Below are 18,952 nucleotides of genomic sequence, written 5' to 3'. Positions count from 1 at the left end.
CGCCGACCCACCCCGACCGACCACATCCTGCACTGGTCGACATGGCGCCGCAGACGACAACACCAAGCCCGCATCAGTCACTACAAACGACGCGGGCACAGCCCATGACAACTGCCCAGCAATCAGAACAAGCACCGTTGCAGTACTAGGGTGAGTTCGGCGGCGGGGTCAGCGGGTGCAGCGGGTTCAGCGGAAGGGGAAGACGCGGCGCGCCGTGGTGGGCGGCTTTCGGAGCGCGGCCCGGGCAGGTGTCCGGCGCATGCTCGTCGGCGATGGGCAAGACAGTAGGTACGCGGCGGGCGGCGGCGCAGGACGCGGGCCGCGACTTCGTCAACTGGCCCGGGGGCGGGCTGGGTTCGGAGCGAGTGCGCCCGGTTTCCTCCCGGGTTCGGCCCGGTGTCCCGCAGACCTGACAGAGCCTGCGGGGTCCGCTGTTCCGGCGGCGCGGCCCTCTCTAGGATCCGCCGCATGATGAGCCAACGGGCTGTCGGACTCGTGGAACAACTCGCCGCCGAAGGAGTCCAGTCCTGGCTGGCCGTGGAAGGCGCACCACACATCGCCGAACCGGACCAGCTCCCGCACGCCCTCCGGACCCCGGCCGGTGTGCTGCTCCCCGCTCACGTGCCGCCCGATCCGCAGGCGGTGCGGCGCCTGTGCGAGCGGGTGCGGGAGGCACCCGCGTCCGTACCCGGCGGCTCGTCGTCCGGGCTGGTGTCGGCCCCGGTCGATCCCGCGTACGCCGACGAGGCTCCGTGCCTCGTACGGGCCGCGCGGTCCCTCTGGGCACGTGTGGACCGGCCGAATCTGCTGGTCCAGATTCCGGCCACCGAGGCGGGCCTGGAGGCGATGAGCGAGTGTCTCGCCCTGGGCATCAACATCGACGCCACGCTGGTCTGCGCGGTCGAGCAGGCCGACCGGGTGTTCGACGCGCTGCTCCGAGGCATGGAGCGTGCCCTGGTCGCGGGCACCGCTCCGGTCGAGACCAGGACCTTCCTGACCTGTCCGGTCGGCCTCTTGGACGATGCCGGCGCACCGGCCGCCTCCGGCGTAGCGATGGCCCGGCTCCTGTACGCGCTCCGCGAACGACGCCTGCGGAACACCGGGTGGCGGGTGCTGCGGGCCGGCAGCGTCGCTCCCCCAACACTGCTGTGGGCGTCGCTTCGGACACACCACCTGCCCCGGCTGATCGGCTGGAACACCGGGGTCGCCCTCACCGCACCGGAGCTGGAAGCGGCGGCCTCCGGGGCGGAGTTGACGGGCGACGCCATGCCGGGCCTGCGGGAAGGAGAGGAGGAACTGCTGCTGTGCGGCGCGAGCGGCGCCGGCCCGGGGACCGCCTCGGAGCTGCTCGCGGCGGAGCTGACCCGGTGCAGGAACGCCTGGCACGCCACCGCCCACTGACCGCTGCCGAGCCGTGGGCAGGGGCGGGGGTGGGGGTGGGGGCGGGGGCGGGGGCGGAGCGCTCAGCCGTCCGCCCGGGGGTCGGGCCCGTGCACGGCAAGCCCCACACCCGTCAGGCTCCGCAGCGGCGCCGCCTTCACCATCGTCTCCTCGAACTCGTCGTCCGAGTCGGACAGCGTGACGATCGCGCCGCCGACGCCGTAGGTGACCCGGTCGCCGGTGACCACGGCGGTCCGGATGACGACACTCAGGTCAGCGGCTCCCGACAGGGAGAAGTAGCCCAGCGCGCCGGAGTAGACACCGCGCGCCCCGCCTTCGAGCCGGTCGAGCACGCGCATCGTGCGCACCTTCGGGGCGCCGGTCATGGATCCTGCGGGGAAGGCCGCCCGTACACAGTCCACGGCGGTGCGGCCGGGGGCGAGCCGCCCCCGCACGGTGCTCACCAGCTGGTGCGTGGTGGCGTACGTCTCCACCTCGAACAGTCCGGTGACCCGTACGCTGCCGGGTCGCGCACAGCGCCCTATGTCGTTGCGGACCAGGTCGACGATCATCAGGTTCTCGGCGCGGTCCTTCTCGCTGCCCAGCAGGTCGGCGACGTGTGCGGCGTCCTGCTCCGGGCTCTCGCCGCGTGGTCTCGTCCCCTTGATGGGCCTGGACTCGATCAGCCCGTCGGCGGAGACCGTCAGGAAGCGTTCGGGCGAGGTGCTCAGGACCGAGAACCCGTCGAACTGGAGCAGGGCCCCGAACGGCGCGGGGTGGTCGCGGCGCAGCATCCGGTACCCCTCCCACGGGTCGAACGTCCCGTCCACCCGTGCCTGGTTGGTGAGACAGACCTCGTACGTCTCGCCCGCGGCCAGTTCCTCCCGGCAGGTGTCGATCAGGTCCAGGTAGGCGGCGCGGTCGTGGCGGAGCCGGAGGTCGTGCGGGCCGGCGGGTGGCACGGGTGCGGCGGGCGGCGGGGCGGGCGCGCCGCGGAGCAGGGTTTCGGTGGCCGTCAGCCAGTCGGCGGCGGCATCCGTCCACTCGGCCCGGCCGTCATCGGCCGGTCCGTCATCGACCAGGGCAAGCAGATGAGTGAGGCCCGTCAGGTGGTCGAGGACCAGCGCACGGTCGGCGAAGACCATGACGGCGTCGGGCTGCGGGGAGCGGTGCGCCGCTTCGCCGCCGCACTGGGCCTTGAGTTCGTAGCCGAGGTACCCGACCCAGCCGAGGGCGAAGTCCGTCGGGAGCGACGGGAGTCGGACCTCCATGCCGCGCAGGTCCCGGTCGAGCCAGTCGAGGAAGGCGCCGCCGACCACCTCCGTTCCCGCGCGTGAGGCCACGGAGACCGTGCCGCTCGCGACGTCGGCGGTGGCCACGCGGGCCAGCGGCCCCGAGGCGTCGCCCATCACCGAGAACCTGCCGCGGTCCGGCTCAAAGCGGCTGCTGTCGAGCCAGTAGGCGTACGCGTGCGGACGGAACAGGCGGTCGTACGTCTCCTCCGCGCCCCAGCGGGTCGGCACCTGCCGGGTCAGCGCCCGCAGCCTGCGCGGGGCCGGTACATCCGGTGCCGTGGGCGGTAAACCGGCGGCCACGTGGCCGCCGCGCACGGCCACCCGACCGCCACGCACGGACGCGGGCCGCCGTCCCGGTCCGCGCCTGTGGGCCAACTCGGCGAAGTTGCGCATGAGTTGGAGACCGTGCTCCGTACTGATGGACTCCGGGTGGAACTGCGCGCCCCACATCGGCCGGATCCGGTGGCGCAGCCCCATCAGGACGCCGTCCGGTGTCCTCGCGGTGGCGGCCAGTGCGGCCGGCAGGTCGGTCACCGCCAAGGAGTGGTAGCGGACCGCATCGAACGGCGAGGGCAGTCCCCGGAACAGCTCCTGCCCGTCGTGCAGGACGGGGGAGAGCCGTCCGTGGCGCGGCTCCGGCGCCCGGCCGACGCGCGCGCCATGGGCAAGGCCGATGCCCTGGTGACCGAGGCAGATGCCGAGCAGCGGCAGGTCGGTCCGCTCGACGATCTCCCGGCAGATCCCGAAGTCGCCGGGGCGGCCGGGGGTTCCGGGGCCCGGCGAGATGATGACGCCGTCGAAGCCGGACAGCATGCCGGCGCGCCAGTGCGGGTCGTCGTTGCGGACCACGACGGGCTCGCTGCCGGTCGCCTCGGTGACGTGGTGGAAGAGGTTGTACGTGAAGGAGTCGTAGTTGTCGACGAGCAGAGTGCGCACGGGTGATCTGTTCCTGGAGTCAGCGGACGGCAGGGGTGACGGGGATGACGGAGGCCACGGGGGCCGCGGGGGCGTTGGGGGCCGTGGGGACGACTTCGAGGAGCAGGTGCTCGACCCGGTCGCTGCCGTACACGCCCTCGAGTACGTCGACGGTGGCCGCCGTGCGCAGTTCCCGGCCGCACTCGTCGGCGATCCGGCGCAGTGCGCCGAGGTCCCCGCGGGTGCTGAAGTGGAGCAGGGCCCTGCCGTGCGGCGTCAGGCGCTCGGGGGCCTCGGCCAGGAACCGGCAGTGGGCGCGGTAGCCGACGTCGACGTAGGCGCACTCGTGGATGGAGCGGTACTCGTAACCCTCGGGAGCCAGGACGTAGTTGGAGCTCCAGGAGACCGTGTCGAAGCGCTCGGTGCGCAACGCGGACCTCAACGCCCACCGTCACGGCGTGGCGGACCGCGTGCGGTCGGTGCACAGTGACATGTTCGACGGGCTGTCCCCGGTGACTCTGCGACAGAGGGTGAGCGCCGGGTGTGGGCATCACCCTGCCGCCCTGAAAGTGCCGCGGGAAGGTGCCTCCGCGACATGCCGAGCCGCCACCAGCGGCGACCTCGCCACCGAGCCCCGGCCCTGACCTGCGTTCTTCACTTCAACAATCTGTTGACCTCAAGTTGACCCTTCTTTATGGTTCTGCGGTTGTGGGCGAAGGCGCGGCACGGGCCGGGCCGGAAGGCCACAACGGGGGAGGAACCATGCACCAGGGCAGCGCAACCGATGAAATGGTGGAGATACTCGACCTGTTGGCCGCGGAAGCGCCGCCCGAGCGGCTGAAGCAGGTGGAGCGGGTCAGGGACCTCGCGCTGGGTGTGCGGGAGCTGATGTCCCGGCAGCACAGTCGGCAGACCGGACTCGCGGCGCTCATCGACACCGCCCGCGAGCTGACCCGCCCGTACGATCTGAGCAGCCTGCTCACCGTCATCGCGCGCCGGGCCCGCTTCCTGCTCGGCCTCGACATGGCCTGGCTGTCGATCCACTCCCCCGCGGGCGGTGAGTCGGTGGTGCACGCGGCCGACGGCCACGTCAGCATGGTGAGCGTGGGGATGCGGGTGCCCACCGCGGGCGGGCTCGGCAATCTGGTGACCGAGCGGGCTGCCCCCGTGTGGACCGCCGACTACCTCAGTGAGACGGAGATCCCGCGCACCGACACCACGCACGGCGCGGTGCGGGCGGAAGGGCTGCGGGCCGTGCTCGGGGTGCCGCTGCGCCGGGACGCCGCCATCCTGGGCGTGCTCTACGTCGGGCACCGGCAGGTGCGGGCGTTCACGGCGGACGAGATCACCCTCATGTCGTCGCTCGGCGACCTGGCGGCGGTCGCGATCGAGAAGGCGCAACGGCTGGGCCGGGCGCAGGACGAGGTGAGCGAGCTCCGGCTCGACGCTTCCCGCGCCGAGGACTCGTACGCCTCGGCGCAGCGGCTGAACCTCGTCTACGCCAGGCTCATCGACCTGGTGCTGAGCGGCGGCGATCTGCACACGCTGGTGGACGAGGCCGGTGAGCTGCTGGGGGGCACGTTCCTGGTCCGCGACCCCAGCGGCACCGATCTGACGGCCCCTCCGGTCCCCGGGCTCGACGAGGCGGAGCTCCGCAAGGTCGCCTTGGCAGCGCATCCCGGAGGGCAGCCGGTAATGACCCCCGGCGGCACCTGGGTGTGCCCGATCCTGGCGGGCGGGGAACCGCTCGGCACGCTGATCCTCGCCACGGAACGGCCGCTCGACGAGCAGCAGACGCACCTCATCTCCCTGACGGCACGGGTCGCCGCCGTCTCCCTGCTCCTTCAGCAGAGCACCAGCCTCGCCGAACTCCAGGTGCGCAGCGAGGTGTTCCAGGACCTGATCCACGGGGAGCAGTTGTCCGCACGGCAGTTGGCCGACCGCGCCCGCAGGCTCGCCGTCGACCTGAGCGTGCCGCATGTCCTGGTCGTGGCCCGTCCCGAGAACGACCCGCAGGGCAGGGGGGCCTTCTGGGCGTCCTCGTACGCGCATCAGCGCTCCGGCCTGAAGAGCGTGGAGCCGGACGGGATCGTGCTTCTGCTGCCGGGCGCCGACGCCGGGGCCACCGGCCAGGCCGTGGCGACGGAGTTCGCCGCGGCGCTCGGGCATCCGGTGACGGTGGGCAGCGCGGGGCCCGTCACGTCCGCGCAGGCGCTCTCGGAGGCCTTCCTTGAGGCGCAGCGCTGCCTGGACGCGCTGACCGCGCTCGGCTCGGCGGGCGGTGCCGCATCATCGCGCGAACTGGGCTTCTTGGGGCTGCTGTTGTCGGACGAGCCCAACGCGGGAGGGTTCATCACGGACGCCATAGGGCCGGTCCTGGAGTACGACGCCCAGCAGGGCACCGAGCTCACCCGGACCCTGGAGACCTACTTCTCCCTCGGCGGCAGCGCCACCCGCACCGCCGACGCCCTGCACGTCCACCCCAACACGGTGGCCCGCAGGCTGGAGCGGATCACCGAACTGCTCGGTGAACGCTGGCAGGACTCGACGCAGCGTCTCGAGGTGCAGATCGCGCTCCGGCTGAACCGGATCCGGCACACGGTACGCGCACGGGGCGGCGGCCTGACGGCGCGACGCTGACCCGTCGTCCCAGGACGACGGAGGCGCAGGTCCGGGCCCTGGAGGGGGCCTCGTCCGACAGTGCGGCGACGGCGTGCGCGACGGAGGCCAGCGTCATGTGGCGGTGCCAGCCCCCGAAGGACCGGCCCTCGAAGTCCCGCAGGCCGACCCGTGCGCCCAGGCCGTCCACGCCGTGCGCGGTCCAGCCGCTCAGTTTCGTCAGGCGCAGCAGTTCGGGGACCGGCGTCCGGGTCAGGTCGGTGAGCCAGATGCGGGTCGGCGGCAGCAGGGGGTCCTCCCACTCGCCGAGGAGGAGCAGGGAGGGCCGGCCTTCGAGTCCCGCGCGCCCCGCCCCTCGGTCGGGGCGGGGCAGGGCCACAGGGATCGCCATGGCCAGTGAGGTGTGCCGGCGCCCCGAGGCGTGGTCGACCCACTCCACCGCGCGCCGCAGGCCCTTGACCGACTCCAGGATGTGCCGGGCGGTGAGCGGGCCGGAGCCGAAGCCGGGCATCGCGGGCGCGGCCACTTCGCAGGCGGTCAGCGAGCCGACCCCGGCGATGAGCGGAACGGAGATCGCGTCGAACCCGGTGACCAGGCGGCGCACGTCGGCTCCCGGTACGTCGAAGACCACGGGCCGGGCCGGCAGCCGCCAGCTCCGCAGGGGCTCGATGGCGGTCGCGGTGGCGCACTCCTCGGGTGTCGCGCCGATGACTTCCGTGGGGATGCCCGCACGGCGTCTGCGGGTCTGGTCCCCGGTCCACCGGTCCGACAGGAAGAGGCGCCAGTTCACCGGGACGCTCAGCTCGTCCGACGCCGACCACAGGCCGTAGGCGCACTGGCCGCCGGAGGGCTCGCCCGCCCGTCTGTCGCCCCGGGGGTCGACGCCCACCGACCACTCCCCCACCTTGGGGATGACGTGCGGCCGCACCACCCAGGCGCTCGGCGGCGCGCTCCGCTGCAGGTAGCGGGCGAGTGCCTCCCTGGCGGGCCGCCAGTCCCAGGTCGAGGCGCTGATGAAGTGGTGCATGCTCTGCTCCGCGGCGCCGCCGCCGAGGAGGGCGGCGATGTTGCGCATGGACTTGCGTCCCTGTGCCGCGAGCAGCCCGCCCACGTACTGCTCGCCCTTGCTGAGCTGGTCCCTGCGGTGCAGGGAGTGCGGCAGCACGTACTCCGTCAGCTGCGAGGCCGAAGCCGGTCGCGCGGCCGAAACCGGTCGCGAGGCCGGGGAGGGCGCCCTTCCCTCCGGACCTTGCACCCTCCCCCCATGACCCCCATGACCTTCTGTCTGCCTCGTGAGTGCGGTGGAAACCACGAGATCCCCCTTATGGCTCGGTGTACGGCATCGGGCTGAGCACCACAGTGGCCGCTGGAGGAGGCGCGGACGATGTGGCACCGGCACCCCGTTGGGGCGGTGACCGGTGGCCGTCCCATCAGGGGGTCCGGCGTCAGGGGGCGAATCGGGTACCGTACGGGGATCGGGGTGTGGGCCACCCACCATGGCCGCCGGGCGGCGGCGTCAGACTAGCTCGGCGCGGACCTCCGGTTCCCCGAGCGTTCCGGCCGCCCGCAGTGCGGCGCGCCGCACCTTGCCCGACACCGTCATCGGCAGCCGTACGGCGATCTCGACGACTCTGACGGCCTGCTCCGGCGGCAGTTCGGTGGCCGCGAAGTCGAGCAGCGCCCCGGCCGCCCCGTCCCGGTCGAGCCAGTCGGGGGTGAGGACCACGAAGGCCTTCGGGACCCACAGGCCCACGGGATCCGGCACCGGGACCACGGCGGCCTGCGCCACCGCGGGGTGCCGCAGCAGCACGCGCTCCAGCTCCAGCGGGGAGATGCGGTGGTCGAACGACTTGAACATGTCGTCGTCCCGGCCCGCGTAGCGCAGCGCCCCGTCGACGCCCAGGGAGACCAGGTCCCCCGTGTGGTAGCGGCCGTCCGCGAACGCCCGCGCGGTCTTCTCCTCGTCGTCGAGGTATCCGGTCATCAGGCCCATGGGCCGGTTCGTCAGCTCCAGGCACAGCTCGCCGGTGGCGCCGGGCGCAGTGGGCAGGCCGGAGGCGGGGTCGACGACGACCACGTCGTAACCCGGCAGGACGCTGCCCATCGTGCCGGGCGTGGTGCGGGCACCGGATATGTGGCCGAGCTGCGCGGTGGTCTCGGTCTGGCCGTAGCCGTCCCGCACCGGGACGCCCCAGGCCCCCGCGACCCGGTCGACGAGGGACGCCTCCAGCGGCTCCCCGGCGCAGGTCGCCTCCCGCAGCACCGGCGGCACCGCGCCGAGACCTTCGGCGAGCAGGCCGCGCCAGACGGTGGGCGGGGCGCAGAAGCTGGTCACGGACCGGGTGCGCAGTGTGTCGAGGATGTCCACGGCGGCGGGCCGCGGATCGGTGAGCGCGACGACGGTGGCCTCCGCGTTCCACGGCACGAAGAAGGAGCTCCAGGCGTGCTTGGCCCAGCCCGGCGCGGAGATGTTCAGATGGGTGTCGCCGGGTCGCAGTCCGTTCCAGAACATGCCGGACAGATGGCCCACCGGATAGCTGCTGTGGGTGTGCGCCACCATCTTCGGCCGCGAGGTGGTGCCCGAGGTGAAGTAGAGGAACAGCGGATCACTGGCGCGGGTGAGGACGTCCGGCACGAACCGCTCGGTGGGCGCGGTCCACGAGTCGTCGTACGCCAGCCAGCCGGGGACCCGGGCGCCCGTGGCGATGCGGGTCCAGTCGCCCGGCACCGCGGCGAAGCGGCCGGTCAGCGAGGCGTCGGTGAGGACGTGCTGCACCTTGGCCCGCGACAGCCGGTCGGCGAGGTCGTCCAGTAGGGCGCTCATCGTGTTCCTTCTGGGGCGAGGTGGCGGGTGCCGGACACGCCGGCACAGGTGTCGATGAAGGTGTCGAGGTGGCGGAGGACCGTGCTGGTGTGCCCGGAGCCGAAGGTCTCGAAGTGGCCGCAGTCCAGCTCGGTGACGGTCAGCCGGGGTGCCCGCCGCCGCCAGTCGGCGATCTGCCGCGCACGCTCCGGGCCCGCACAGGACATGAGCAGCACGGCTCCGGGGTGACGGCTCGTCACGCGGTGGACGGAGCAGGCGTCGAGGGGGGGGCCTCGGCGGTGCGGCCCGCCGCCTCGGCGGCCGCGGGACCCATCGGGACCAGTCCCCCGCGTCGGATGTCCGCGAGGAGTCCCTCGCGCGGTTTCCCGTACGCGGACCAGGGTTCGGCGAAGCTGTCGATCATGACGACCGCGGGGGCGGGACCTTCGGCGGCGAGCCGGGTCCCGGCCTCCCAGGCGAGCAGCCCGCCGAGCGACCAGCCGACCAGCAGGTTCGGACGGTCCGGCAGGTCGCGGATGAGCCCGAGGTAGCGCTCGACCATGGCGTCGACCGTGCGGCCCGGCTCCTCACCCGGTACGAGTCCCATCGCACGCACCCCGTGGACGGGGCCGCGCCGCGCCAGCCGGGAGAGCAGCGTCACGTACTGGCCGAGGCCGCCGCCCGCGGGGTGGAACACCACGGTGTTCAGTGCTCCGGATTGCCGGCCGAACGGGGTGAGCACCGGTTGTGCCAGGGCGGTCATGCGGCGCTCACCTCCTCCGTGGCCGGAGCCTTCGCCGGCGGCGCGGGCACCGGGCGTGTCTTCAGGAAGACCTCCAGGGCGATCCCCGCGGCGACGGCGAGGGCCGCGTACAGCAGGCCGACGGTGGACAGCGCCAGGACGTCGAAGAGCGCTCCGGCGAGCAGGGTGCAGACGATCAGCAGGCCGGTGCCGAGGGCGTTGGTGAAGCTGGTCAGCGCCACCAGGTCGGCGGCCGGGCACTTCTGCACGACCTCTCCCTGCGCCGCCGTGAAGGCGAACTCGAAGAGGAAGAGGAAGCCGAAGTACGCGGCGTACAGGCTCCACGGCTGTGCGGTGAGACAGACCAGGAACATCACGGCGGCCGTCAGGGCGTTGAGCGCGAGCCCCTGGTACGTGCGGGCCGTCGTGCGGCGCAGCGCCACGGGGACGGTGACCGCGCCGAGGACGAGCGCGACACCCGCGACGATCTGCAGATTCATCACGCCGCTCTCGCCCTGCCCGAGCAGCCGTACCGGCACCACCGTGCGGGCCGCGCTGTGGAAGCCCTGGAACACCCCGACCGCGAGGACGAGATACACCACCGCGCGGACCAGGCCGCGCCGGCCGCTCAGAGTGGCCCGGACCTGGGCGGGCAGTCCGCGCCGTGCCGTGCCCTCGGCGCGGGGGACCGAGACGGCGGGCAGCCAGCGGTAGCAGCAGGCGGAGAGGGTGAAGGTGACCGCGTCGACGGCCCCGGCGGTGACGACCGACACCTCACCGACGAGCAGGCTGCCGAGGACACCGCCGGCCGCGCTCCCCAGGTAGTAGGAGTTGTTGAAGGTGTACGAGGCGAGCTTGAGGTCGGGACCGTCGAAGAGCTGACGTGCGTAGACCACGCGGGCCGTCTTGGTGATGCCTTCCAGGAGTCCGCGGACCAGGAAGCAGCCGAGCACCGCGACGATCAGGTCCGCGCCGAGGAAGACGCCGATGGCCAACGAGACCGCGGCGCCGCCCAGTTCGGCGTACACGACCGTGCGGCGCAGCCGCGGCCCCTCGCACACCTTCCTGACGACACCGACCAGCAGGACCGGCAGGATCCACTGGAAGCCGAAGACGGCCGCCGCGCCCAGGCCGGAGCCGCCCTCGGTGAGCAGCCAGGAGGAGGCGGTGAGCAGCAGGAAGAACGTACCGGCGGAGCTGACGAGCATGGCCGCCCAGAGCACCAGGAACCGGCGTGAGGTGAACAGCGCGCGCCGCGCGGCCGCGGTGTCCGGTGCCGTCCCCTCCGCCGCGCCCTCGGTGGACCGTGTGCTCATGAGCACGCCTCCAGCAGGCCGGGGGCCGGCGGCACCATCGGGAAGCCGAGGAGTTCGGCTATCTCCTCGCGCAGCTCCGCGCAGGCGGCCTCGGCGCGCGCGGCGTCCTCGGCGACCACCCGGATGACGCCGTACGTGGTGGTGTTGCCCTCCATGCCGAGCAGGCGGGAGCCGGGGCCGATGCTGGTGGACCCGGAGTGCAGCCGGGGCCGGAACGCCTCGAACCAGTCGGCGGGCAGGTCGTCGCGGACGACGCAGTCCTCCTGGGCCGCCAGGAAGGTGTGGCTCGCGGCGGTCTCGACCGGGAAGGGTTCGGGCGACAGCGGCTCGCCGGCGTACAGGTCGACGAGGACTTCGAAGAGGCCGCGGCCGGTCGCCGCCCGGATGACCTCGGGCACGGTGCCGCCCGCGATCCGCGGGTTGACCTCCACCAGGCGGGGGCCGTCCGCGGTGCCGATCACCTCGACGTGGAAGAGGCCCAGGTCCAGGCCGAGGGCCCGGCACACGTCGACCGCGTAGGCACCGAGTTCCCGTTCGGCGGCCGGGGACAGGCCACAGGGCACGGTGGAGCCGAGTTCGAGCACCGGGTTGCCGAGGCCCAGCTTGCGGCGCACGGTGACGAGTGGCGTGTAGGTGGTGCCGTCCGTGGCCACCTCGACCGAGTAGAGCGGTCCGACGGCGACCTCCTCGACGATGTAGCGGTCGTCGAGGTCCACGGCGAACCCCTGCTCCAGTGAATCGAGCCGGTCCCCTGCCTCCTGGAAGTGACGCTCGACGTCCTCGGGCGACCGGGCGAACGTGGTGACGTTCTTGCCCACCCCGCAGACCGGCTTCACGACCACCGGAAAGCCGATGTCCGCGGCGGCGGCGAGCGCCGCTGCGGCCTCGGTGACCTCGGCGTACCGCACGTTGGGCAGGCCGTGCTCGTCCAGGACGCGGCGGCAGGCCACCTTGTCCCGGGCGGCGGCCACACCGCGCAGCGACGGACCGCGGGCCCCGGTCAGCTCGGCCAGCCGTGCGGCAGGCTCGGCCAGCATGTGCAGGGTGGCGATCACCCCGTCGATCCGGCCCCCGTCGATCCGGCCCCCGTCGGTCCCGTCCCCCGCGATCCCGTCCGTGCGCACACCGGCGGCGCGCAGGGCCCGGAGCGCGGCCCGCGGGTCATGGAGCTCCGTGACCTCGACGGCTCGGTCGGCGAGGTCACGGGAGCGTGCACGGGTGGCGGGGGTGTGCATGAAGTCGTACCGCGACGACCACAGCAGGGTGACGCTGTCCCCTCTCTCCTTGGCGTACTCCATGGCCCGCAGGCCCAGGACGCTCGTATCGACAAAGACCAGATGCTGCACGGCTGCTGCCCTCACTGCTTCGTTGCTCGGCCGGGTGCCGAGGTGGCTGCCGCCAGCGCGGTCGCCAGGTCGGATGTGATGTCTTCGATGCCTTCGATGCCGGTCGAGAACCGGATGAGGCCGGGCGCGACGCCCGCCGCCCGCTGCTGTTCGGGCGTCAGCTGGTAGTGCGTCGTACTGGCCGGGTGGATGGCGAGACTGCGTACGTCGCCGATGTTGGCGAGGTGGCTGACGAGTTCGAGGCCGTCGATGAACCGCGCGCCCGCTTCCCGCCCCCCGGCCAGCTCGAAGGAGACGACTCCGCCCGCTTTCCGCGGCAGGTACTTCCCCGCAAGGCCGTGCCACGGGCTGGACGGCAGTCCCGGGTAGTGGACCGCCGAGACCTCGGGGCGGCCCTCCAGCCAGTGGGCGAGCTCGGACGCGTTGCTCACGTGCCGTTCCATGCGCAGCGAGAGTGTCTCCAGGCCCTGCAGCACCAGGAAGCTGGTGAACGGTGTGGTGGCGGGGCCGAGGTCGCGAAGGAGCCGCAGTCCGCCGCCTTCGCAAAGGCACCCGCATCCGGACCTCGGAACACGGCCGGCCGCATGCCCCCGGCCCGACGAAGCCCCAGGGCCAGAACGCTGTCTGTATCCATGCCGGAGAACCTAGAAGCGCACGTCCCCGCCCCGGCACGGCCGACCCACTACTTCGTCATCTCCTTGCCGGGTCGACGGTCTCGGGGGCCGCAGTAAGTCAGCTCGCACTGACGAAGACGAGGAGGGGCGCCGATCGGCGCCTCCAAACCCCGACAGTCGCGGTATAGCACTGGAAATGCCGTACTCGTGGCATGGCCGACGACGACACTGGCCTCTCTCCCGACGGCGGGCCCAGCAGCGGCGTCTCCGTCTCCCTCACCGCCGGCACTGTCCAGGCAATCCGCGAGCGGGTGGGCAAGCGCGGCGTGTCCGCGTACCTGGAGAGGGCCGCCCAACGCCAGATCGAGCGCGACAACCTGGACGAGCTGATCGCCGACTTCGACGACGTCAACGGCCCGGCCGAGCCGGCCGCCGTGGCCGCCAAGCGGGCCGAGCTCACCGGAACCACCCCCACTCCCGGAGCCGGGGCATCCGCGTGAGCGGCGCCCTCGTCCTCGACAGTGAGGGCTTGGGCAAGGCCGTCCAGCGGGACCGCGAGGTTCACGAGTGGCTCACCGCCGCCCGTGAAGCGGACCTCCCCGTCGTCACCTCCGCCGCCGTGCTCGTCGAGGTGATCCACCCGAAGGTCGATGACACGACCTTGAAGTGGACGCTGTCCCGGCTGCGAGTCGAACCCGTCACCCAAGCCCTCGCCCAGTCCGCTGCCGCCCCGCTGCGCGCGGCCGGGCTGCACGGTCACAAGTACGCCATCGACGCCATGCTCTGCGTCACCGTCCTCGCTCACCCGGCCACATCACGATCCTGACCTCGGATGTCGAGGACATCGCCGAGCTCACCGCCGACCACGCGCGGATCGCCCACGAGAAGGTCTAGCGCCGCCGGCGCAAGCGCAAGCGCTCCACACGCCACCAGCGCCGATCCGCCTGGTCGATGAGGTACTGGCGACCACGACCTCGTCGTCGGCGGTCAGTCCGAAGGAGACAACGAAGGCTCCGCGCCGCTCTACGGCAAGTCGGCCCCGCCTGGCTGTCAGCCGGGACACGCATGCCTACTCCTCACTCGTTCGAGTCTGGGTTCCCACAAGCCGCTTCACCTCCACGCCCGGCGGCGTAGCTTCAGGTGGTTGGCTCGGGCCCCGGTCCCTGGTGAGGGCTTTCTCAGCCCATCCATTCGTGCACCTCCCCCTGGATCGAGGGCGTCATGCCCAACCCTCCGCGCACATCACTGCTCGATACCCACAGGCATGGACACAGCGTTGTCGCCACACTGCACGGTGAGATCGACCTGCTGACGGCGCCGGCGCTCAGTGCCCTGTTGGCGCCACTGACCACGTGCGCGCGGCCGGATGTGCTGGTCGACCTGCGGCAGGTCGCCTTCATCGACGGAACGGGCCTCGCGGTCCTCGCGGTTGCCCGCGATGCCGCTTCCGCGCACGACGGGCGCCTTCGTTTGATCTGCACGCACCCCCTCACTCTGCGGATCCTGCACCACCCTGAGCTGGGATTCGACTTCGACGTCCTCGAGGGCCTTCCCGCGAGAGCCTGGTCAGGCAGACGGTGTTCGTGTGCGGACCGGCGGCCCGATGCAGCTGGATCCCGTGATGGGCGATGAGGATCCGGCGGGGCAAGGCGGGACCACGTGGCGGCGTTCACGGTCACATGGGCGTTCTGTGGCCAGCTGTGCGGCAGCATGCGGATCGTCGATGCCCGCGCCTCCAGCGGGAGTTGGCCCTGGTCGAGGTGCGGGCAGGGGCCGAGGGCGCGGGGTCAGACCTGCTGTGGGACCGGGCCGGGCTTGTGGTTCGGTCCGGGATCGTGACTCGACTCGGCGAGGGCGGCCGGGTCCGCAGGTGTGGGCGGAGCCGGTGTCGGCACCGCCGTGGCGGCTGCGGACTCCCTGCTGAGGAAGGCGCCCAGTTCGCCGATGGTGCTCATCAGCGGGGCGGGGAAGACGACGGTGGTGTTCTTGTCGACGCCGATCTCCACGAGGCTCTGCAGGTTGCGGAGCTGGAGGGCCAGGGGGTGCGCCATCATGGTGTCCGAGGCGTCTCCGAGTGCCGCGGCGGCGAGCGATTCGCCTTCCGCGTTGATGATCTTCGCCCTCTTCTCCCGCTCCGCCTCGGCCTGGCGGGCCATCGCGCGCTTCATGCCGTCGGGCAGCTGGATGTCCTTGAGTTCGACCAGGGTGACCTCCACACCCCACTCGACGGTGGCGACGTCGAGGATCGCGCGGATGTCGAGGTTGATGCGGTCGGTCTCCGACAGGGTCTCGTCCAGCGTGTGACGGCCGACGACCTTGCGCAGGGTGGTCTGGGCGATCTGGTTGGTCGCGGCGTGGACGTTCTCGATGGCGACGACCGACTTCACGGCGTCCACGACGCGGAAGTACGCGACGGCCGATACGTCGACACTGACGTTGTCGCGGGTGATGATGCCCTGCGACTGGATCGGCATCGTGACGACGCGCAGCGACACCCGGTGCAGGACGTCGACGAACGGAACGATGACGCGCAGTCCGGGAGTTCGCGTTCCGGCCAGGCGTCCGAGCCGGAAGAGGACCCCTTTCTCGTACTGCTTGACGATCTTGAGGGCCATCGCGAGCCCCAGCAGGGCGAGCAGACCGATGACGACGATGAGGATGATCAGGAGCTGCATGTGCGCCTCTATTCGGCGGGGGCCGTGCAATCGTGCGGTCGACCGCACGTCCCAGGAAGGAAGTGTGCGTCGGGTCAGCGCTGCCCGTGTGCCCGGTGGGTGCGGCGGCGTGGGCGCAGGCGCCCTCGGCCTCCGTCCCGGTGATCGCGGCGCTCGGGAGCGGAGGACGGCCGGGGCAGGCTCGGGAGCGGTCGGGCGGTGCTTACGCGAGCGCCTCGGCCGGTGGGCTGAGAGCGGCTGTAGTGGTGCAGTGCGATCCTGTCGGCGCGCTGGGCGTCGAGCCGCTGGATAACGTACGCCGCCCCCATGACCAGGATCAGCAGGGCCCCGACGGTCATAGACGTATCCATGGCGATCACGCCTCTGTTCCCGGACGGACGGCCAGGGTCATGGCGGCCGCGTGGGTCGAGGACGCGCCGCCCTCGTACTCCCACGTCTCTTCGGGGCTCTGCATCCGGCCGGCGGACGAGTCGCCGTGGCGGGCTTCCTCTGCGGCCAGCAGTGCGCTCGCCGTCAGGGCCGCCCCCGTGGGGGAGCTCGCGGCGGCCATCAGCCGGGCGGCGGCGGCAGGGCGGGTCTCAGGTGGGATCACCAGCAGGTCCCAGCGTCCGACACTGTAGGAGAGCAGCAGGACCTTGTGCGGGTCGAGCTCCGTGGTGAACCAGCCGACATTCACCACATGCCCGTGGACGGGCACCTTGCGCGGGATCACGGGCCAGTGGGTGGGATTGACGGCGATGCGGGTGATGCGCCCCCAGCGCGGGTCCAGCACGTCGGTCAGATCGGGCAGTTCACGCAGCAGATCGCGGGAGCGGGGCCACCACGCGCCGTCCAGCAGGCCGCAAGGGGCGCCCGGGGCTTTCAGCGAGAGGCGGACGGCCGTTACGGCGGGGTCCGCGGGCGGCGGTGGAAGAAGGCTGATGGTCGCGGACATGGCGCGAACCCGTCTCCAACCAGCTGCCCGAAAGCAGGTGGCCGGTGTATTTGCTCACCGAGAACGACTAGGGCGCGATGGCCGGTGTACGACATGCTCTCGGTGTCTCCAGCCTACTCCCCGGTCAGGGGCAACGGACCGTGCGAAGCAGCCGGGTTCGCACAGCACGGTCCGGCGGTCCGGCGGTCCGGCGGTCCGGCGGTCCGGCGGTCCGGCGGTCCGGCGGTCCGGCGGTCCGGCGGTCCGGCGGTCCGGCGGAAGGAGGACCACCGCGAGGGGCGTACAGGTACACGACGCAGGCCACGGCCGCCTGCCAGGTTGGAGCCAGGCAGCTGAGCACAATGCCTGCGATCAGCGCGGCGGGGACCATCCCGGCATGGAGCCAACCTCGCAGCTTCGGTTTGATCGGTTCGGCCAGGTCGGCCACCCGCTCCGCACCCTGCTGCTCATGTCGCACCAGGCGGAGCACATCGGCTGCTCATGACAACGATCTCCACGAAGCGCACAGACACCTCATAGTGCTGAGCCGTCGATGAGGTGATCAGCCGCGCGGAGCGACTGATCACCTCGGTGGAATTCCTCGACGCGCTCCCCATCCGGCTGTGGTGGGATTCAGGAGCGGGTGACCGGGCACAACGCGCAGGTTTCACGCCACCCGATGGGCTTCGGTTCAGGCGTTCGGTGACGTGCCGAGATCGACATCATTGAGCTCCGCTGCCGAGTTGACCTTCACCGAACTGGGCTTGCTGAGAGTTTTCCCGAAGCATACGGACCACGAGTTCGCCCCAACTCCCGATGAGGCGCACTCCCAGAGACCCAGGGGAGTGACAGGGGCGGCGGTATACAAGTCCACGATTGCTCGCGCACTGTAGAGACTGGAGCGGTTGTTGCGCACGATCACTGCCGCCCGGACGCTGCCCCCGCCTGACGACCTGATCGCACAGACCTGCGCGAGCACAGAGGCGGCGACCGTCTTGCTGCCGGCGCACTTCCACGTGTCGGGGCTGGAGGTGATCGGATTCGTGTTGCCGTAAGCACGCCAGGTGCCGACATCCGCAGCCGCGGCGGGGCCGAGGTCCCTAGCCGCGGCGGGGCCGAGGTCCCTAGCCGCGGCGGGGCCGAGCCCCGTAGCCGCGGCGGGGCCGACGGTTGCCAGACTCAGTCCGAGAACGGCAGTGACGGCGACTATCGAACCTGCGCCCGTTCGCTTAACTCGCATGCCGACCGTCCTCGTGCGGCTCTTCGCCTTCGAGGTGTCCTTCAGTCTCACCATGACAATCACTCCCAGGTTCTTCGGGTAACGGGTGCCCGACCACACGTGGTGCGGAGGCAACCGCCTCAGATCGGGCAGTGCATATTGCTGCCGTCGTTCGGCACCACGACTCAACCACGCGTGGACCTCGCGCCGGAAAGCATTCGAGCCAGTTCGAATCCAGCACACCGGGGTTGAAACTCGCTGCCGCGTCGGGACGGCACCCGGTGTTCGGAGATCCCGGACCACTCGCCCGCGCGTCACTTGCCCATCCGGACGTTGCCCTGCTCGCAGACCTGTTGCCGTACAACGGCGACACGTACACACCTGACCTGCTCACCCCTCAGCCAGGGGCGGACGCGCACCGTCGCGACCTGCTCGACGAGCAGATCGCGCAGATCGATTTCTGGCGGGACGCCCTTTCCGAGGGCTGGCCCGAATTGCGCGCGTTCATCGATCAGGACATCGCCCACCGCGCGACCGCCATCGCCACCCATGGCATCGGCCGGGCGCTCGGAGCACTTCACCCCGACATGGAGTGGGCAGGCGACGCGCTCACCCTCGCCAAGTCGTGGGACGGCGAAATGGATGCCGCCGGCCGGAACCTGGTCCTCGCCCCCGGCGTGCTCAACCGGCGGGCGACGTCATCGTCCAGGTCGACGCCCCCGGACAGTTCGTCCTCCAACTACCCCACCCGGCGGATCGGAGCCGGCAGGGGTCGCAGGTCCGGAAGGATCGCGCAAGTGGTCGGCAACGCCCGAGCGGCCTTGCCGGCAGACCTCGAAACCCCCCGGTCCACCACGGAACTCGCCACCCGGACCGGATACACCCTGGGCACCGTCTCCTACCACCTCAGCGCCCTGCATCGCGCACGCCTCGTCACCAAGGTCAGAGACGGGCGCCACGTGTTGTACCAGCGGACCGCACACGCGGCAGGCCTGCTGGAAGAAGCCCGCGGCTGACATGGTGCTGTCCGGCCGAGGGCAACGCCACTGCGCTTGAGGACTGATCCTGGGCGAACCGGCAAGTCAGCGGTCAGCGGCCCTTTCCGCAGGCTCCAA

16 protein-coding genes and 3 pseudogenes are annotated in these 18,952 nt (G+C 71.7%); 6 read left to right on the top strand and 13 right to left on the bottom strand.

What is annotated here, in order from left to right; genetic code table 11:
- Window positions 1-468: 468 nt before the first annotated feature.
- Entirely contained in the window at window positions 469-1,401 is a 933-nt protein-coding gene (locus tag ACFVYR_RS20125) for a transaldolase family protein (protein ID WP_384260016.1), read from the top strand.
- A 62-nt stretch (window positions 1,402-1,463) separates the two neighbouring features.
- Here the strand turns inward: ACFVYR_RS20125 and pabB are convergent, their stop codons facing one another.
- Together pabB and ACFVYR_RS20115 are read right to left on the bottom strand one after the other, a co-directional pair.
- A complete protein-coding gene (gene pabB, locus ACFVYR_RS20120; RefSeq protein WP_384260019.1) occupies window positions 1,464-3,611 on the bottom strand; it encodes an aminodeoxychorismate synthase component I in 2,148 nt (715 codons plus the stop codon).
- A 19-nt stretch (window positions 3,612-3,630) separates the two neighbouring features.
- Window positions 3,631-4,020, bottom strand: a complete 390-nt coding sequence (locus ACFVYR_RS20115) for a hypothetical protein (RefSeq protein ID WP_384260022.1) — start codon at window positions 4,018-4,020, stop codon at window positions 3,631-3,633.
- A gap of 332 nt (window positions 4,021-4,352) precedes the next feature.
- Here ACFVYR_RS20115 and ACFVYR_RS20110 point away from each other — a divergent pair, with 332 nt between their 5' ends.
- Entirely contained in the window at window positions 4,353-6,230 is a 1,878-nt protein-coding gene (locus tag ACFVYR_RS20110; RefSeq protein WP_384260024.1) for a helix-turn-helix domain-containing protein, read from the top strand.
- A gap of 520 nt (window positions 6,231-6,750) precedes the next feature.
- On the opposite strand, the pseudogene ACFVYR_RS20105 reads toward ACFVYR_RS20110, so the two are convergent.
- The 7 genes and pseudogenes from ACFVYR_RS20105 to ACFVYR_RS20075 all read right to left on the bottom strand — a co-directional run.
- Window positions 6,751-7,707: pseudogene (locus ACFVYR_RS20105) on the bottom strand (transposase); the annotation flags it as partial.
- 18 nt (window positions 7,708-7,725) lie between these two features.
- Window positions 7,726-9,033, bottom strand: a complete 1,308-nt coding sequence (locus ACFVYR_RS20100) for an AMP-binding protein (protein ID WP_384260027.1) — start codon at window positions 9,031-9,033, stop codon at window positions 7,726-7,728.
- On the bottom strand, window positions 9,030-9,272 hold the full coding sequence (locus tag ACFVYR_RS20095; protein ID WP_384260030.1) for a hypothetical protein: 243 nt from the start codon (window positions 9,270-9,272) through the stop codon (window positions 9,030-9,032). Before ACFVYR_RS20095 ends, ACFVYR_RS20100 begins: the two co-directional genes overlap by 4 nt.
- Entirely contained in the window at window positions 9,269-9,775 is a 507-nt protein-coding gene (locus ACFVYR_RS20090; RefSeq protein ID WP_384260032.1) for an alpha/beta fold hydrolase, read from the bottom strand. The genes ACFVYR_RS20095 and ACFVYR_RS20090 overlap by 4 nt, the downstream gene beginning before the upstream one ends.
- Entirely contained in the window at window positions 9,772-11,070 is a 1,299-nt protein-coding gene (locus ACFVYR_RS20085; RefSeq protein ID WP_384260035.1) for an MFS transporter, read from the bottom strand. The genes ACFVYR_RS20090 and ACFVYR_RS20085 overlap by 4 nt, the downstream gene beginning before the upstream one ends.
- The gene (locus tag ACFVYR_RS20080) at window positions 11,067-12,431 is read right to left on the bottom strand and encodes an acetyl-CoA carboxylase biotin carboxylase subunit family protein (RefSeq protein ID WP_384260037.1); all 1,365 of its coding nucleotides are present in this window, start codon (window positions 12,429-12,431) and stop codon (window positions 11,067-11,069) included. Before ACFVYR_RS20080 ends, ACFVYR_RS20085 begins: the two co-directional genes overlap by 4 nt.
- A complete protein-coding gene (locus tag ACFVYR_RS20075) occupies window positions 12,428-12,946 on the bottom strand; it encodes a PLP-dependent transferase (protein ID WP_384260131.1) in 519 nt (172 codons plus the stop codon). The genes ACFVYR_RS20080 and ACFVYR_RS20075 overlap by 4 nt, the downstream gene beginning before the upstream one ends.
- A gap of 296 nt (window positions 12,947-13,242) precedes the next feature.
- Here ACFVYR_RS20075 and ACFVYR_RS20070 point away from each other — a divergent pair, with 296 nt between their 5' ends.
- From ACFVYR_RS20070 to ACFVYR_RS20060, 3 genes and pseudogenes are all read left to right on the top strand, one after another.
- On the top strand, window positions 13,243-13,530 hold the full coding sequence (locus tag ACFVYR_RS20070; RefSeq protein WP_384260039.1) for a hypothetical protein: 288 nt from the start codon (window positions 13,243-13,245) through the stop codon (window positions 13,528-13,530).
- Window positions 13,527-13,924, top strand: a pseudogene (locus ACFVYR_RS20065) (DNA-binding protein). Before ACFVYR_RS20070 ends, ACFVYR_RS20065 begins: the two are co-directional and overlap by 4 nt.
- 327 nt (window positions 13,925-14,251) lie before the next feature.
- Window positions 14,252-14,662 carry an STAS domain-containing protein gene (locus tag ACFVYR_RS20060; protein ID WP_384260041.1) on the top strand — a complete coding sequence of 137 codons (411 nt, stop codon included), beginning with the start codon at window positions 14,252-14,254 and terminating at the stop codon, window positions 14,660-14,662.
- Window positions 14,663-14,817: 155 nt separating this feature from the next.
- Here ACFVYR_RS20060 and ACFVYR_RS20055 read toward each other — a convergent pair whose 3' ends face one another.
- The 4 genes and pseudogenes from ACFVYR_RS20055 to ACFVYR_RS20040 all read right to left on the bottom strand — a co-directional run bounded on the left by ACFVYR_RS20055 (window position 14,818) and on the right by ACFVYR_RS20040 (window position 17,912).
- The gene (locus ACFVYR_RS20055; protein WP_384260044.1) at window positions 14,818-15,705 is read right to left on the bottom strand and encodes a slipin family protein; all 888 of its coding nucleotides are present in this window, start codon (window positions 15,703-15,705) and stop codon (window positions 14,818-14,820) included.
- A gap of 355 nt (window positions 15,706-16,060) precedes the next feature.
- Entirely contained in the window at window positions 16,061-16,639 is a 579-nt protein-coding gene (locus ACFVYR_RS20050) for a DUF5994 family protein (RefSeq protein ID WP_384260046.1), read from the bottom strand.
- Between the two features lie 286 nt (window positions 16,640-16,925).
- Window positions 16,926-17,066, bottom strand: a pseudogene (locus tag ACFVYR_RS20045) (hemolysin III family protein); the annotation flags it as partial.
- Window positions 17,067-17,309: 243 nt separating this feature from the next.
- Window positions 17,310-17,912, bottom strand: coding sequence for a hypothetical protein (locus tag ACFVYR_RS20040; protein WP_384260049.1), 603 nt, complete (start codon window positions 17,910-17,912; stop codon window positions 17,310-17,312).
- 77 nt (window positions 17,913-17,989) lie between these two features.
- On the opposite strand from ACFVYR_RS20040, the gene ACFVYR_RS20035 reads away from it, so the two are divergent.
- Window positions 17,990-18,853, top strand: a complete 864-nt coding sequence (locus ACFVYR_RS20035) for a winged helix-turn-helix domain-containing protein (protein ID WP_384260051.1) — start codon at window positions 17,990-17,992, stop codon at window positions 18,851-18,853.
- Window positions 18,854-18,952 lie beyond the last annotated feature (99 nt).

It is taken from the genome of Streptomyces sp. NPDC058284 (assembly GCF_042881135.1).
Taxonomy (GTDB): Bacteria; Actinomycetota; Actinomycetes; order Streptomycetales; family Streptomycetaceae; genus Streptomyces.
This window is presented reverse-complemented; position numbering and strand designations above follow the sequence as displayed.